The sequence below is a fragment of the Thiofractor thiocamini genome (genome assembly GCF_055384375.1).
Window position 1 is genome coordinate 1,327,224 of record NZ_AP042389.1, and the last position, 16,223, is coordinate 1,343,446.

The following is a 16,223-nucleotide window of genomic DNA, read 5'->3' on the forward strand; positions in this document are numbered from 1 at the left end:
ACCTCTTTAAGTATTTACTTTATTAAGCTCTCATCAAGCTTCAACTCTTCATTACTCATAACACCTATACCTTTTTCAAGTACTCCATTTGCTATCTCTTTGGCATCATCAAGTGAGTGCATAAAAGAGCTACCGCATTGATATATGTTTAACTCCGGGATATCATCCTGGCTTTTGACGTTTAGTACATCTTTCATGGATTCTTCCCATGCTTTGGCTACTCTTTGCTCATCAGGGCTTCCTATGACGCTCATATAAAAACCTGTTCTGCATCCCATGGGTGATACATCTATGATCTCCACATCGTCACTGTTTAAGTGATCCCTTATAAAACCTGCAAAAAGATGCTCAAGAGTATGAGTTCCCTCAGGCGACATTATCTCTTTATTTGGTCTGCAAAATCTAAGGTCAAAAACCGTTATGGTATCACCACAAGGTGTTTTCATATGTTTTGCCACTCTCACCGCGGGGGCCGGCATCTTTGTATGGTCAACCATAAAACTATCTAACATCGGCATAAAACTACCCTCCATTATTTTTTATCAACATTATAGTATAATATCTATAAAATTTGAGTTTAATGAAGGATTTAAATGAAATTGTTACTGATAGGTGCAGGCAATATGGGTGGAGCTATGCTTGGAGGATTGAAAGAGTATGACATAACCGTCGTAGAGAGTTATCAGCCAAGAGTTGAAGAATTGAAAAAACTATATCCAAACTTGAAAATTATAAATTCCATACCTGATATCGATGGATATATCGTCATACTTGCCGTAAAACCACAAGCACTGAACAAGCTTGAAACCAAAGGAAAAGCAAGAGGGGTCATATCCATACTTGCTGGAACTCCTCTAAAAAAATTGAAAGAGAAAATCTTGGCAACAAGCTACGTAAGAGCCATGCCAAATATCGCAGCACTCAAACAAAAAGCGGTTATATCGGTATGTGGCGATGAAGAGTTGAAAGATATATCTTTACAAATCCTAAGCAGTATCGGCAAATGCTTTTGGCTAAAAAGTGAAAAAGAGCTTGATATAGCTACCGGTATCGGAGGCTCCGCTCCGGCTTGGATAGCATTGGTAGCGGAAGCTTTAAGTGACGGTGCCGTAAAACTTGGTTTGTCAAGAGATATAAGCTACAAATATGCCGCATATATGCTTGAAGGTACGGCTGAACTCTTAAAAGAGGAACACCCTGCTTTGCTAAAAGACAAAGTAACTTCACCGGGAGGCACCACAGCTGCCGGAGCGGCAAAGCTTGAAGAGGGAAAAGTAAGAGATGCCTTTATAAAAGCTATGCAAGCATGCTATGATAAAACCCAAAATTTAAATTAAGCTTTTTTTGATATAATTTTTTCTTATTTTTACAAAAAAGGAGAGGATTATGGAAAAAGTAATATGTCATGTGTGCTTGAGCGAATCAAATGAAAATGATAACAGAGTTTATCTAAAATCAGTATGTAGAGGTGAGGATGTTTATGTGTGCACTTCTTGCATACCACAAGTGATTCACGGTAGCGGGGAAGTTGTAAAAACAAAAGAGGAAGTTGAAAAACTAACAGGCAAATAAACCGGTACTTTACCGGTTTATTTTAAAAAGAGATTTTTCATCAATTCCTGATTTGATGATATCTCCTTTTTTATCCCTTAGTAAAAACATAGGTGGGGTTCTCCATCTAAGGGCTTTTAGAAGCAATTCGTAAAATTCTTTGTTGAATTTTAAAATTTTTATATTTGACCTGCATCTTTTATAATCACTTATCTTTTCATCATAATTTATCACAACAAGATACTCTATATCTTTTTTTATCATAGTACATAATTTATCATAAATTTTTTTATCGGTATATAAAAAAAGTATCTTTTTACTATCAAGCACCTTATCTTTTACATGAAATCCTTTTTTTGCAAGATTTATAAACAATGCTTTGCCTTTACTATCTAAAAAAGCAAATTTACCTCTTTTATCGGCATATACTTTCTGCACTATTTCTTCATCACCGCTTGCTATGGCATAGTCAAATGCACTCTTGCCACTTTTGTCCCTTGCTCCTCTTTTGGCAAATCTTTCACTAAGTGCTCTTACCATTTCAGCATTTGCATTTTTTGCCGCTATCATCAAAGGAGTTTTTCTATCTTTTTTTGAAGGCTTGTTTATATCCGCTCCTTCGCTTATAAGAAATTTTGAAAAGTATATATCCTTATCTTTTCTCAAAGATGATATCAAGGGTGTATCTCCCACTTTGTTTGGCAAGTCTATGATATTTGAGCTATCTATGATGATTTTTGCCAAGTCTTGATTGTAGTAGCAATTTGGTAAATTTTTAGCTATTTTTGTTAGAGGTGTATCTCCGTCTTTATCATATATATCAAGTTTGGGCTTGGTTTTTAGTATAACTTTTAACGCATTGAAATTTGACTTTTTGCAACTGTCAAGGTAACTAAATATATGCTTATTTGAAGCAAAAACCATGCTCAACATCATCAAACTTACCAAAATAATCCTCATCATGAAACCTCCTATTACAGCATTAAAAAGATACTTCTTAGAGCATCCGCTCCTAGATTTTTCGGCTCTACCCCTACAGTCTTCAAAGCATTTTCATACACAAAAAGCATTCTACCAAAAAGTGTCTCAAAAGAGAGATTGGATGGGGAGAGTAAACTCTCTTTTTTATTTTTGATATATGTTAAGTTTTTTAAAAGTCTTAAAGATAGTTTGTTGCCGCCTCTTAGTTTTTTATCGAGTTCTACCTGCCAATTATTTTGCCATGTAAGATAGAGATAATCCCCCTTTTTATCTCTTGCGACTTTTATCTTCCATTTCACCGCTTGTAAAATTTCATAGGCAAGTTGCAGTTTTTTTCCGTCATACTGTAAAGCACTTAACTTGTGATAACTATCTCCATCAAAGCTCCAGTAAAACATTTTATAAAGTCCAACAAGCAGATAATCACCTCTGTTTTTTATCTTTTTAGGAGAAAATGCCACCTTTATATACTCTTTGAATTCTTTGGTTTCTTTATGCTCTATAAGAGGTAGATTGATTGTATCGGAGTGATTTTTGATATCGTTTTTTATATAAAAGAGTATATCTTTGCTAAAAATTTCTCTATTTCTTTTTACGAGTTTTATACCCAGCTTTATCAAAAAATTATCAAGTTCTTTTTCATACTCTCTCATATGTGTAGCACCGCTCGTTTGAAAAACAGTACTTACAAAATTATCACTTTTGGATACGCATCCTGTCAAAAAAAGAGTCAATAAAATTATAAACAGATATCTCATCAATTGTTTAATTCATATGTTATATCAAAATCATAACTTTCATGAGCTTTTAACTTCATCTCATACAAACCATATCCACTTTTAGTTTTTTTCTCATGACAAATACCGTCACAACCACTTTTTACAGAGTAATTGCCGTACGGATTGTAAAACAGTTTTATCTTTATAATTCTTGGTTTTGTATCCTCATTTGATACTTTTAGATTTACTTTAGAGTATATATATCTTCTATCTTTTGTCGTTTTAAAAGATAATTGTCTTATCTTGGCTTTTATATCGAAAAATTTTCCGATATTAAGATATATATCACTTTTGGTAGGTGTATGAGATATTGTGCTCTCTCCTGTAAAGTGATCTTGCAAACCCTTGTCTTTTTTAAAAACACGTATTTTCCCTTTTGGAAGAGGGATGCCAAGATTTGAAGATTTAGAGTTTTTCATATGTATGATATGAGAGAAGCTATATTTTTGTACTCTCCTTAAGGGGTATAACGGCATGTTAAAATCCAAACTAGCATACTCGTCATACTTTACATTTTGTTTTGATATAAAACGTATCTGTTTTGAGCCTTGTTCTATATCTTCTTTGAATGGTATCTTATAAAGATGATAACCCCCGAAAGATTCATTGGTCACGGCCATTTTATCACTCACTACCGGCATGGAACTTTTCAGCATCATTGTAGGACGGCCTCTTCTAGTCATATGTACGCTTCCGGCTATAACATATATCTTTACCTTTTTATATGAAATACCGCTATGGTTGTTTATGGTTATCCATCCGTCAAGATTGGCTTTTTTATCAAGACTCAGGGTATAATTTGCACTCCAGTTTATACCTCTTGCAAGATATGAGAGTTTGATATCTTGTCTTCCCTTGACACCTTTCACCCTCCATTTAAGACTGGGTTTTGTAAGAGATAATTCCTTTGGAAGAGTTGGAAATATGATATCTTTATATGTTATGGGATATATCTTGTCATCAATACCTTTAACAGTGATAAAACCGGCTGTATTTGAGAGAAGATAGCCTTTTGACAAGACTCTACGGTCTACTTTGTCTGTAGGCTTGAAAAATTCAACGGACATATCATTTTTTTTATAATAAGATATCAACTTTTGCATATCGACTCTGTTTTCCTCAAAAGTTTGAGAAAAGAGAAAAGTCTTTTTTTGTGAAAAATCAGGAACAATGCTATCTTTTATGATGGAGTTTGGCACACCCTCATAAACTATATAGTTTTCACCGCTTTTTACAAGTGAAAATTCCTTCTTTTCCTGCACAAACGCTATATCGTTGTTGTATATCGTGATACTTCTTTGCTTTGCCTCCCCGGTGAAAGTGACATTTGCAAACAGTTCAAATGTTAAGAGTATTGTAGATATAAAGATTTTCATATTTTTCCTTCGTATCAAGATTGTTTGGCGCTGACCGAATAAGACTTTCTAACGGTTCTAAAATTTAAAAGGATTTGCAAGGATGCAAATCCAAATTTTAGCCTCGGAGAAATTGCAGGATGCAATTTTGAGAATGAGTGTAAAAGTCTTATTCGGTCAGCACCAATTATTTATGATACAATATTTTTTAAAAAATTAGGATAAAATAGATGTTTAAATTGATAAGTATTGTTGTAGTAGCTATAGTAGTAGTTACTTTTTTTATTATATCTCTAACAAAATCTCCAAAAAAGTGATCAATACAAAAATCCAAACAACCAAAGCGGGATTTTGTTACCAAAGCCTATCTCTGTATCGTCAGACACCACAAAGCTGTTTTCTATATCTTTGATCTGCTTGAAACTTTTATTTTTACCGCCATGTAGCGAAGCGGAATTCCGCAATGAAGTGAGGACAATTGAGAAGATATACTTTTCATCTACCAAAAAATCACCTCTATTTTGATAGTAAATACTATGTTTAAAACTAATCATAGAGGCAAAAAAGCTCTCTCTTATACTGTCTGCCTTTGGCTCTATACATAAACTATTGAAAATGGTTGGATTAGATAGGTATAATTTATCTGGTTTTTGCAAATTTTTAAATCTTTTTGCTTCATAAACTACATGTCTTAACAACTCTGCCTTATGTAAATACTCAATGTATTTATAAAGTGTAACTTTTGAGATACCAACTTTTTTAGATAATTTTTCGATACTTAGCTCAAAAGGCTCCGATACACAAATACTAACCAATAACTTTTTCAATGCCACTATCTTTTCACCCGAGAGATTGTAAATAGAACTTAAATCTTTATACAAGATAGTATCTATCGTATCAAGTAGCATTTGAGCAAATCTCTCTTTGTTTTCAAAATAAAACGGATAAGCTCCGACTTTTAAGTAAATACTAAAATATTTTAAAATCCTTTCATTTTTCAAACTCGTGATAATTTCATTTGCTATATTTGTATGATTTGTCAATATCTCTTTCAAATCATAACTTTTAAGCTCAATACCCAAATATAACTCTAAAAATTCCCTAAAAGAGAGTATAGACAAATGAAACATAGAGTATCTTCTAACAAAAGAGGCATTAGTCAGCTTTATCGCACTTGAGCCGGAAAAAAGCACTCTTATATCAAAAAAATCATAGATACTTTTTAACTCTTGTTCAAAATTTTTAGCTTCATGTACTTCATCGATCAAGATACACTTTCCGCCATATTTATAAAACTCTTGAACTATTTCAAAGATTGACACAGTTGATAGCAAAGGATGATCACAAGATATATAAAGCAATTCATCACTCTTAAAATTTAAACTTTTAGCGATTTGCAACATCAAAGTAGTTTTACCAACTCCGCGAGAGCCGTAAATCCCACTAAATTTGGAATTACTATTTACTATATCTTTTATCAAAAACCTTTGATAATCATACTTTATACTATTTAACTTATAATTAGAAATCTCAAAAAGAACATTCAGTAAACTTTTCAATACTTTATCCTAATAGTTTAATATACTAAACGATTATATTATGTTTTAGTTTAATTATTTATAAATTATAAGATGGATATAGTATAACCCAAATTGCTAGTTAAAAGCCAACTTCTGTTTACTTTCATCCAACTTTAAAAACATATCTATACTATAAGCAGTAATAAATAGTTTTAACTTAACTAAAAAGCCACCAATAGAAGTAGCTTTCATAACCTTTCCAAATTTAGAAGTTATAACAGAAAAGGCAGTTTCAACCCCTTTTCTGATTTTTCTTTTTATAAAATAATCATTATCATATTTCATATTTTGTCTATATATCGGAGATAAGTTTACACCAATAGTTGATAAAAACTTTTCTAATTTACTTGATACATATCCCTTATCCCCTATTGCCGTTGCTTTATCCGGTAGGGAAGATAATATACTATATGAAGCTGTTGTATCATGCATTGAACCCTCTGAAATATATAAAGATACAGGCTCTTTATGATTGCTTACTACCATATGAACTTTAAATCCATAAAAATATCTTTTCTTTGAAGCATTATAACCTTTAAATTTTATATCACTCCATAGTCTTGCTCTTTTTTCTCTTGTTATATTGCATAACTCTACAGGAAAAGAGTCTATGGAGTAAATATTTAAAGAGTTTAATTTTATAAAAAGTTTACCTAAAAATACAAACAATCTCTCTACCTCTTTTTCTAACTTTTTAACTCTTCTTATAAATCTTGAATACTCTATCTTTTTTACCAATTTCATATCCATAATATATTGATGAGCTTTATAGTAATTTCCATTAAAGTCACTTACTGCTAAGTAACCTATTAGTAACACTTCACTACTTGAAATATAAGCCCTTTTATCATCTTTATATCCGATTTCTTTTAAAAATTCATCAATTAAGCAAAATATTGCTATAATTCTATGCTCCATAAAATACCTCCCGAGGGTTTTTATGGAGTTTTTAAGCAAAAATTAATCCAAATTGGGGACTAGCAATTTGGGTTAGTATAATATGATATTAATTTTAAAACTCTATATTATCTATCAATTCATTCATATTGAAATTTATCAAAAAAGAAGTATATTGATGTTTGAAGATACTTTGTAGATATTCATTGATATCCAATTCTTCTTTATCTTCTCCTTTTAAAATACGATATTTACTATTTTTATTAATAGAATATAAAAATAATGTATGAAAATAGACTTTGGCTATATATTCTTTTTCTGCTTTTTCCTTAAGCTCACTACTATTCAGTTTAGATTTATGATTCTTTAAAACTGTACTATCAAGATTAATATAAATTTTCTCTAATTTTTCCCCTTCTACAAGAATATACATTATATTCTCATAATCCATATCAGTAACTTCACTTAGTTTTTCCCATGAAACTATATTATTTTCAGTCGGATTTTGAGCTACTAATACCAATTCTGGTAATCCTATCTTTTCAGGTTCTTCTTGTTTCTCTTTTTGAGATTGATCTTTTTGTGGTCGATCAATTTCGATGAGTAAAATTTCCTCAAAATTACCACTATGAGAAGTAAGGTCAATTTTGATTTGTACCTCATCTCCAATATCCAATTTATCTGTCGGTTGAAGAGTTACTTTGATTTTACCATCTTCCGGGCTTGTTTTTGATACATCAAATACTTCACTAATATCTTTGGGTGTACCTTTTTGTGTTCCCCCTTCTGTTTCATTGTCTCCCACATCCACCAATGAGATTTTTAATTCACCCGGCTCTTCATCTCTGTCAAAATAGTGATTTTCAACATCAGTCTCAAACTCAAGAGTTTTACTTTTCCCTTTTTGAATGCTAACTGCATTAGCTCCTTTTTTAGTATGTTTATATTTAAAAAAAGATGGAAATCTTTGAGGTTCAAACTTTTCCTCTTCTTTTGCTCTATCATCTTTTTTACGATATTCTTTTTTCTTTTTCTTTTTTTCCTCTTCTCGTTCAATATCAAAAGTATTATTGAGAAGCTTTAGAAGATCATTATTAAGAGGAAGATTTTTAGTAAAAGACCGAATAAGATCATTCGTATCTGCACTATCAACCGATATAGAATCTTTTCTTGCCTTATGTATAGTTTCTAATTTACTACTTTTCAACTCTTTTGTTAATAAATCTCTAAGATATCGATACTCTTCGCCTTCTTTTAATCTATCTCTACTTGCCATAAAAAGTTGACTTCTAAAGTCATATTCCATATTAGTGCAATCAACATGTATGAGAAGATGATCTTTTAGTAATGGAAATTTCAGAGATCTAGTAATAAATTCAGAGGTCAAATGTCCTTGAACTTGCCCGTTCATTGTAAACACCACATACATTTTACTTCTAAAAAACTCGTTTCGTATGGTAGTTCTTGACTCTTTGATATTTTTATCGCCAACTTTTGTTTTAAATACATAGGAAGTGACTTTCATATCTCCAACTTTAGAGCTATTATGCTCTAATGTGAAGTAGTCTTCAATATATTTACTCTCTTCTTTCTCTAGTCTTCGCTTGAGTCCAAAAGAGACTCTTTGAAGATTACGATCATCGGGGTATCTCTCTTTCTTATCTACCATTAAAATAGGTAGTGCCGGCTCAAATAGATATTCATCTACTCTATCCTTTAAATCCTTTGAGATAACAGATCTAGCACCCTCTGGAAGATCATAGGAGTATAGCTTAATTATTGATCCTGTTTCAAACTCTTTTTCATGTAACCCTAAATATAAAGTATCAATATCAAATGATGGTATTTTTCCATCTATTTTTAGATATTCATACCAAGTGTTTTTCTTAGTTCTTTTATCCTCTTCGCTAAAAGGGTGTTTTCTGATAAGTGTAAATCCAAACTTACCACTTCCATCATATCGTTTTGAAGCAATAAGTTGATAACGGTTTTTACCACAAAAGACTATAGCACCCGTTCCACCCATATTATATTTTCCCTGAACAAATAAAATATCATTTTTATTTCCTTTGCCGATAGATAAAAAAGTATCTTCAAAATTTTCAGGATGTTGCCCCTCTCCATCATCATAAATAGTTAGAGAGGTATCATAAGGAATTTTACCACCCCGTGCTCTCATTCCTTCTTTTCTAGTGGTGCCATCTGCAATAACTTGAATATTAAGTGCTTGCTCTTTGATAAAATTACTTGATAGCCATTGGTATTTCTCTCCATAAAATTTTTCTATGGCTTCTTGCATAGTCTTAGGTGCATCAGGCGATCGTGGATCAATTCCTTGTTCATAACATTTTTTCATCAATGTTGCATCGATAGAGTTCGTGAACTTTTCTATCAAAGCTCCGATGGCAGAAGCTTGTTGGTTTTCAATAGTTGCAAAGTTGTTTTCATTGCCTCCAAGAGGATACCAATTTGATTGGTCTTGGAAAAGAGGATTTGAGTCTATTACCGTTTGTAGTTCTGTTTCATTTTGAGCTTGGTAGAGTTTTAAAAATAGGTCTTCATGTTTCACAGTCTTCTCCATATAGTAGTAGGTGATTTTTTGGATAATCTATTATTGAACCATTTTTGAATATTAAATAATAGATAATATTCTCGAGTGTAGGTAAAAGAAAATCTTCAAAAAATTTTACTAAATCATTAAAGCTATTTAGTGTCGTATGTGTGATATGAAACTCTGTTTCTTTATTGTGTATAATAGAATTTCTAAATATATAAATTAATTTGGATGCATTATTATAATTTATTCCCTCAATATGTGGTAATCCCATAGATGTAAAAATATTATTTATATTAGTTGTACTAGTTAATGATTCTTTGCATTCTTGCAAATTATTTGCAAAATAATCTTCAATTGAAGTAGTATTTATAATGTGCTCATGTCTGATTTTTTTGAGTAATTCTTTCAATGTTTGTTCTTCTGAATCATTAACTTTTTTATACAAATTTTTAAAATCTCTTATTGTTAGCTGCGAGTTTGCCATTTCGGCAATTGGTCTTCTATACATAAAATTTTCAATAATGTGATATAAAAGTAGATATTTTAATAAAATATCTTTTGTATAATTATATTCACTGAGAATATATGCACTTTCCTGATATTGGTTGAAGTTTTTTGTACAATCTAAAATAGATTTAATAGAAGTGTCAATAAACTGATTTTCACTAGTCTCTATGGGTTGATGAAATGTATATCCATTTGTCAATAATATGAATTGAAAAAAATCCTTTAAATTGTCTTCTTGAATTACACAGTCAGGTATAAAAAACCAAAAATCATCACCATCATTAATTTCATCCCATTTTTGATTTAATGCAATCATGAGGTGTGTTAAGAAAATATTTTCTTCATCTTCAAAAGCTAAAATGTTAAATAAATTTTTATTGATGAAAAAGAAAGGTTTATTTTTGTAGAATATTTTTGAGTTTGTATCAACTTGTAAATCACAGTTTGGTTTTGATAAGTATTTATATTCACAGTCCTCGTCATCTATCTCTAGTTCTTTGTCTAGTAATTTTTTGGCAAAATATACTTTGGCTTCTATTTGGTATTTTATTGTCTCAATATTATCAAAAGCATTTTGAATATCTTCATCTTGAGTATCTAAATAAGTATCAATTTTAGTCTGAAGTTCTTCAATTACACTCATTTTTAATCTCACTTTTTGTTTTTTGTGTAAAAATAATTTTCCATTCTAAATTAGTATTCTCATGAATAAACATTTGGCAGAAGTAATAATAAGTTGAATACTTAAATAAATCACCAATATTTACTTTCGCAATATTTACACTAGTTTTTGCACTATTAAAAGCTTCTATATTAAGTCTATCTATTTTCTCTTCAAATATATTTTCAATTGTGTTTAAGCATTCTTCTAATTTTTGTATATCATTATCATAATTTTTTTCAAAGTACTTACCAATAGCAGCAAAAAGACCAATAAGAACAGATTCTCTGCCAATCCATTCGAGTCCAGTTTTTCCATATTTATTATCAATCAGCTCATCTATATTTTTCAAAAAATCAATAAATAAGTTTAAGTTGTTTTCCATAAAATATTTCTTCACTTCTTCTAATTCAATATCTGGATTTTCATGGATTTCTTGTAAATATTGTTGGTTTACTAAAATTGGTGCAGCTTTATCAAATGCAATTAATGCAGAAATAAAATGTGTTAAATGCAAATCACCTTTTTTTTTCTTTTTGTAAAAATATGCAGAACTAATATCTTTTGAGCGTATAAATTCTCCTAAATATCGTTCAGGAACAACATTTAAAAATAATAACTCTAATTGATGTTTCAAATCCATAGATTTATGACCTGCATTGAGTACAAGCATTTTATTTATCTGTTCATTTTTATTTAATCCAACCCAAACTTCAAACCATTGAATAAATTCATTAAATATGGTTCTGTTTATATTATTATTTCTGTAGAACTCTATAATTGACCATAGGAAAGATAAATCGGTATTATAGTTATCAATTTCCTCTTTGAAATTCCGTGAAATTTTATATTTTGTTAAGCCTTCTATATAGTCTTTCTTTTCATCATCTATAATTTTAATATATAAAGCATGTGCTTGATATATTTGTTTGATTCTATAGCTTCTTTGTAGCCCATCTAAAATTTTATAAGATTGATTTCTTATTGTAATTTCATTATTCTCTATAGTCATGTCATTATCCGAATTTGCAACTAGCACAATTGACGGAATAAATTTATCTTCTAAAATAGTTTTTGTGAGCTTATCTAAATAGACATTATTTTTTATTATTCCTCTTTGGATATCATATTCTTTATATCTATCTGGAATGGATTTAACATAATCTTCCAATGTTCCCTCGCATATATAACAAGTATTTGTATTTCCATTGTTGATTTCTTCACGTTTAGATAATATTTTTAACTTTAAATCAGACATAAGTTTCCTTTTAGAGTGTACACATCGTACAAAGTTTATCTTTCTCAATATTTGCTATCATTTGATCATGCTCTGAGATAAAATCCATCTCTTCAAGCATTGTTCCATTTTTGATAGGTCTTTTTTTCTTTAACTCTTCTTGTCTTTTATATGATTTTTTAATTTTATCTATATTTTCAGGTTTTATAAGTTCCGAAAGGGGCATATCTTTAATCCAAGTGTAGCCTGATTTTTCAAACTCCATAGCTTTTTTGAATTGTTCAGGATGTTTCTCATAGAGCCATACCCATTCTATTTGACGCATAAAAAAGCAGAAGTAGCACCCTGAACGGCTTCTAAAATACTCAATATCATACTTTTCATCTTTGACCACATCATAGTAAGCAGGTAGCCCTATACCAGAGTCGTGTAAGATTCTTTTGACATCGTTTAATGTAATACCATCTTCTTTAAAAGGCATAACTGTTGTGATATTATCTTCGGTTGGAACTAATCCATCTCTATTTTCATCAGCTCGGATACCTACATAATTATAAATTTTATAATCTTTATACTCCTTCATTGTGTCTAAAAAAGTTTTTATTTTCATCTCTCTTGTGCACCATCGCTCAGTTGGTGATGGTAAATATCCGTTACTAGCTAAAAGTAATTCTTGAAAAGATTTTTTTGGTTTTTTATATTCTATATTAATGTTTAAAATTGATTGTATTTTATTGAGATAGTCATAAGTATCTTTTAACTCTTCTTCTGTATCAAAAAAAAGATATTTAAACTCTCTATTTGGATATTTTTCTTTTAGATATACAGCTAAGGCTGCACTATCTTTTCCACCTGAAATAGATAAAACATGCAACTCTTTACTCATCGTTTAACTCTTCATTCAATAATTGTGTAATCAAATATAACCTTTCCTCTTTTGTAAAAACATTAGATATTACTTTTTGAACCTTTTTTATCTCATCATCAATTATACCTAATTTTCGTTTATCAACAGACACTATTCTATCTAAACTCTTTTCAAAAGAAGATAATGAAACCTTTCGAACATCTTGTGTATCTGTAGCAATATCTGCAAGTTCTAACTTAGCTAAAATTTTATTGGCTACTATTTTAAGTTTATCTTTTAAAATATTAATATCATTATCATAGCAATCTTCTATTTTTTTATTTATTAAAATTACTGATATATTATCAATAAGCGATATAAAATCATTTGCATAGTTAAAGCTTCTTATTATCGCTTTTATCTCGATATCTAAGCCTTCAATAGAAGATATTTTTTTTGAAAGCTTGACAAGATTGTCCCCAAAAGGAAAAAACATATGATTAAAATGAAAAATCTTTGCAAAATATTGCTCTAACTCTATTATCTCTTTTTTATAAGATAGAGCTATTTCATTAAATGCCATTTTAAATTTTTTTATAAATTCATCATTAGAAATATTTTCAATATTTTTATAGCCTAAAGCTTGGGGGAATTGCTTAAAAAATGCTTCTTTTGGATCTTTCATTGAGACAAGAGCACTTCTAAGAGCTTTTGCTTCCTTAGAAATTTTTTGTGTATTTTTAGCATAGTGAGGCAAGAGAGTAAACTTACTGTATAATGTTTTAACAATAGAAGCTACCTTATTTGTGCTGTAGGAATATTCTGTCAAATCTGTAGTAATTTGAACATAAGCTTTAAATAAATTTTCTTCATTTTTGTTTAGCATAATATGTTGTAACTGATATTTCTCTGTTGCTTTCCACATATGCATTAAAAGATCAAGTGTTAAAGTGTATTTGTATGTATTATCGCTAATAATATGCATTTCTTCTCTATGAACTAATATATACAGAGAGATAACAAACATAGCAGAGACTTCATTAAGTCCAAAAGGCTCTTTTTGCAATATTGTTACCAATGTAGTCAAATGAATTTTCTTTGATAGTTTCTTTTTTATCTTTTTCCATATTGGGACAAAATTTAACTTATCTGGATCTGATAAACTCCAACTACCATCTTTTTTTTCTTTATGCATACCGGCAGGTCTAATTACAGATAAATAGAGTGCCTTTTGTGCTGGAAACTTTTCTATACCAAAATAAGCTTTATCTTCATGTTCTAACATAGCTTCAAACAATTTTTTTATAATTGTAGTATTGATACCTTTATTTGCAATCGTATGATTTAAAGTGTAGTTATTGATTTTTGGTGCATCAGGAAATGTATCTTTTGCAATAATACTTATAAGTTCTTGCAATGCTTTGGAACTATATTCATATATTTTTCCAACATAATATATTTTACTATTTTTGTGACTATCATTAAATAGTTTTTCTAATGATATTGTGGCATCACTAATCATAGTTTGAAGGATCTCTTTTGTATGTAAGCTTAGAAGCATACTAAATTCGGATTTAATGTCATGAAAGGCTTCTATCTTCTTTATCAAATACTCTAATCTCTCTATGTTTTCTAAAAAAATAAAGAGAGAATGTTTATTCTCCTGACTCAACTTAATAAGTTTAGATTCGTTAATATTTGAAAAAAATATTTTATATGGAATTTTAAATTGCTTTTTGTCTTGTCCTACATATATTTTTTCAAATTGTTTTTTACTTCCATATTCACTAAAGTATCGTTTTGCAATAATATATTTATCTTGAATAAATAGGTTAATCTTTTCTTCAATATTAATATTACTATTCTTTTCCATCCTATTTTTTAGTTCTTTATTGATGTTAATATTTGAATTTTCTATAAGAGAATAAGCCTGAGATTGCTCTTGGAAAATGAGGATATTATCACTAATCAATTCATGAATGGCTCTCTCTATTTTCGCTTTATCATATTGATCCACCAAAGAAAGTATGAGGGTGTTTCTATCGGTTTTTAGTGTGCTTGTAAGCTTAAAACTATGAATAAGAGCAATAGTCTTTATTAATGCTCTTTTAATCTCATTTTGTAATGTAGGATCTTTTAGTTTATGTTCAGCGATATACCACACTTCTTGATCTGGCAAAAGTATAGTATAGACTTTGAGGAGATATGATATATAATCAAAAAGTTCATTAAGTGAATAGAGACTATAAGTTTCTCTTTCGGTATTTATAAAATTTTGAAAAGCATAAGGCTCAACTGAAAATAGAAAAGAGAAAACTGAACGTTGATTTTGAAAATGTTTTGTAAATATCTCTGAAATAGTAATAGCTGCAAAAGGATGAATAGGAGCTATTTTTAAGAATAGATTTAAATTGCTACTATTTTCATTTAAAATAGATGTATCACAAATATGATGTATAATCTTTTGAGCTTCTTTTATTGGCGTTGTATTTTGCTGGGCTATAGTTTCCTTAAAAATATTAAGCATTTCGTAATAGTCATCCTTAAAGAGGATATTTTCAAATCTACCTTGTATCTTGTCCCAATCCGTATAAGTTATTTGTGAGTTTCCATATTCTCCAAATGCTTTATGCAATGAAATAATTAGCTTGTAGTTATCTCTCTTATTTGCATGTTCTGCTAATGTTTGAAGATCAAAGATATCATTCTCTTTTGTATCTTGCAGCCCAAACTCAATAAACTTACCAAATTCATCTATAGAAAATAGTATATCTGTATAAGAACTTTTTTCAAGATCTGCATCGATTAGATCAAGAGCTTTACTGATATGGAAAGTATTGTCTTCTTTAAGATATTTGATTGTCTTTTTAAAAGCAGGTTCTTTTGTAATTGCTTCTTTAAATTTTTCTTTGAATGAACTATGTTCACCTACTATCTTAATTTTTAGAAAATTCTTTCCTCTTATAAAAATTTTATATTTTTCATAAAGTTCAAAATCATTTTCTTTTAGAATTCCTATACACTTTTTGTTATTTTCGTTATCTGAAAGTAAGGTATTTAAATAAAGCATAAGTGAAGATTTTCCACTTCCAAAAGGACCTATAAGCGCAAGAGAGTTATGATAATTGATTGTAAAAAATGTATTTAATGTATTTTTAGTCGATTGTGTAAGAATGTAGTGCTCACAATCTTCTTGATCCAATATGATATTGGTTGATTTATTAAACTTATTATTTAAAGTAATTTCGTTTTTGTATAAAAACACCTCTAT

General features: G+C 29.7%; 13 protein-coding genes. 2 read left to right on the plus strand and 11 right to left on the minus strand.

All coding sequences use genetic code 11. The annotated features are described in order from the left end of the window. Positions 1-14: 14 nt before the first annotated feature. Positions 15-518 carry an S-ribosylhomocysteine lyase gene (gene luxS / locus ACZ47B_RS06660; protein WP_464893758.1) on the minus strand — a complete coding sequence of 168 codons (504 nt, stop codon included), beginning with the start codon at positions 516-518 and terminating at the stop codon, positions 15-17. 75 nt (positions 519-593) lie between these two features. On the opposite strand from luxS, the gene proC reads away from it, so the two are divergent. Together proC and ACZ47B_RS06670 are read left to right on the plus strand one after the other, a co-directional pair. Continuing rightward, positions 594-1,337, plus strand: a complete 744-nt coding sequence (gene proC / locus ACZ47B_RS06665) for a pyrroline-5-carboxylate reductase (protein ID WP_464893759.1) — start codon at positions 594-596, stop codon at positions 1,335-1,337. A 49-nt stretch (positions 1,338-1,386) separates the two neighbouring features. Beyond that, the gene (locus tag ACZ47B_RS06670; RefSeq protein WP_464893760.1) at positions 1,387-1,572 is read left to right on the plus strand and encodes a hypothetical protein; all 186 of its coding nucleotides are present in this window, start codon (positions 1,387-1,389) and stop codon (positions 1,570-1,572) included. Positions 1,573-1,581: 9 nt separating this feature from the next. On the opposite strand, the gene ACZ47B_RS06675 is transcribed toward ACZ47B_RS06670, so the two are convergent. The 10 genes from ACZ47B_RS06675 to ACZ47B_RS06720 all read right to left on the minus strand — a co-directional run bounded on the left by ACZ47B_RS06675 (position 1,582) and on the right by ACZ47B_RS06720 (position 16,217). Beyond that, entirely contained in the window at positions 1,582-2,514 is a 933-nt protein-coding gene (locus tag ACZ47B_RS06675) for an ankyrin repeat domain-containing protein (RefSeq protein WP_464893761.1), read from the minus strand. Positions 2,515-2,525: 11 nt separating this feature from the next. Beyond that, positions 2,526-3,290 (minus strand): hypothetical protein, encoded by a 765-nt coding sequence (locus ACZ47B_RS06680; RefSeq protein ID WP_464893762.1) that lies wholly within the window; start codon positions 3,288-3,290, stop codon positions 2,526-2,528. Continuing rightward, the gene (locus tag ACZ47B_RS06685; protein WP_464893763.1) at positions 3,290-4,687 is read right to left on the minus strand and encodes a DUF4139 domain-containing protein; all 1,398 of its coding nucleotides are present in this window, start codon (positions 4,685-4,687) and stop codon (positions 3,290-3,292) included. The genes ACZ47B_RS06680 and ACZ47B_RS06685 overlap by 1 nt, the downstream gene beginning before the upstream one ends. Before the next feature lie 296 nt (positions 4,688-4,983). After that, positions 4,984-6,225, minus strand: coding sequence for an ATP-binding protein (locus ACZ47B_RS06690; protein ID WP_464893764.1), 1,242 nt, complete (start codon positions 6,223-6,225; stop codon positions 4,984-4,986). A gap of 96 nt (positions 6,226-6,321) precedes the next feature. Then, positions 6,322-7,164, minus strand: coding sequence for an IS982 family transposase (locus ACZ47B_RS06695; protein WP_464893765.1), 843 nt, complete (start codon positions 7,162-7,164; stop codon positions 6,322-6,324). Between the two features lie 94 nt (positions 7,165-7,258). After that, the gene (locus tag ACZ47B_RS06700; protein ID WP_464893766.1) at positions 7,259-9,712 is read right to left on the minus strand and encodes a hypothetical protein; all 2,454 of its coding nucleotides are present in this window, start codon (positions 9,710-9,712) and stop codon (positions 7,259-7,261) included. Beyond that, positions 9,702-10,850 (minus strand): hypothetical protein, encoded by a 1,149-nt coding sequence (locus tag ACZ47B_RS06705; RefSeq protein WP_464893767.1) that lies wholly within the window; start codon positions 10,848-10,850, stop codon positions 9,702-9,704. Before ACZ47B_RS06705 ends, ACZ47B_RS06700 begins: the two co-directional genes overlap by 11 nt. Continuing rightward, entirely contained in the window at positions 10,837-12,126 is a 1,290-nt protein-coding gene (locus tag ACZ47B_RS06710; RefSeq protein ID WP_464893768.1) for a hypothetical protein, read from the minus strand. Before ACZ47B_RS06710 ends, ACZ47B_RS06705 begins: the two co-directional genes overlap by 14 nt. 10 nt (positions 12,127-12,136) lie before the next feature. Beyond that, complete coding sequence (locus tag ACZ47B_RS06715; RefSeq protein ID WP_464893769.1) at positions 12,137-12,991, minus strand: phosphoadenosine phosphosulfate reductase domain-containing protein; 855 nt, start codon at positions 12,989-12,991, stop codon at positions 12,137-12,139. Then, positions 12,984-16,217, minus strand: coding sequence for a hypothetical protein (locus ACZ47B_RS06720; RefSeq protein ID WP_464893770.1), 3,234 nt, complete (start codon positions 16,215-16,217; stop codon positions 12,984-12,986). Before ACZ47B_RS06720 ends, ACZ47B_RS06715 begins: the two co-directional genes overlap by 8 nt. Between the last annotated feature and the right edge of the window lie 6 nt (positions 16,218-16,223).

What these genes read in the sequence shown, in the direction of transcription:
- luxS (WP_464893758.1), bottom strand. Translation starts at nt 518, where the DNA reads ATGCCGATGTTAGATAGTTTTATGGTTGACCATACAAAGATGCCGGCC.
- proC (WP_464893759.1), top strand. Translation starts at nt 594, where the DNA reads ATGAAATTGTTACTGATAGGTGCAGGCAATATGGGTGGAGCTATGCTT.
- ACZ47B_RS06670 (WP_464893760.1), top strand. Translation starts at nt 1,387, where the DNA reads ATGGAAAAAGTAATATGTCATGTGTGCTTGAGCGAATCAAATGAAAAT.
- ACZ47B_RS06675 (WP_464893761.1), bottom strand. Translation starts at nt 2,514, where the DNA reads ATGATGAGGATTATTTTGGTAAGTTTGATGATGTTGAGCATGGTTTTT.
- ACZ47B_RS06680 (WP_464893762.1), bottom strand. Translation starts at nt 3,290, where the DNA reads ATGAGATATCTGTTTATAATTTTATTGACTCTTTTTTTGACAGGATGC.
- ACZ47B_RS06685 (WP_464893763.1), bottom strand. Translation starts at nt 4,687, where the DNA reads ATGAAAATCTTTATATCTACAATACTCTTAACATTTGAACTGTTTGCA.
- ACZ47B_RS06695 (WP_464893765.1), bottom strand. Translation starts at nt 7,164, where the DNA reads ATGGAGCATAGAATTATAGCAATATTTTGCTTAATTGATGAATTTTTA.
- ACZ47B_RS06705 (WP_464893767.1), bottom strand. Translation starts at nt 10,850, where the DNA reads ATGAGTGTAATTGAAGAACTTCAGACTAAAATTGATACTTATTTAGAT.
- ACZ47B_RS06710 (WP_464893768.1), bottom strand. Translation starts at nt 12,126, where the DNA reads ATGTCTGATTTAAAGTTAAAAATATTATCTAAACGTGAAGAAATCAAC.
- ACZ47B_RS06715 (WP_464893769.1), bottom strand. Translation starts at nt 12,991, where the DNA reads ATGAGTAAAGAGTTGCATGTTTTATCTATTTCAGGTGGAAAAGATAGT.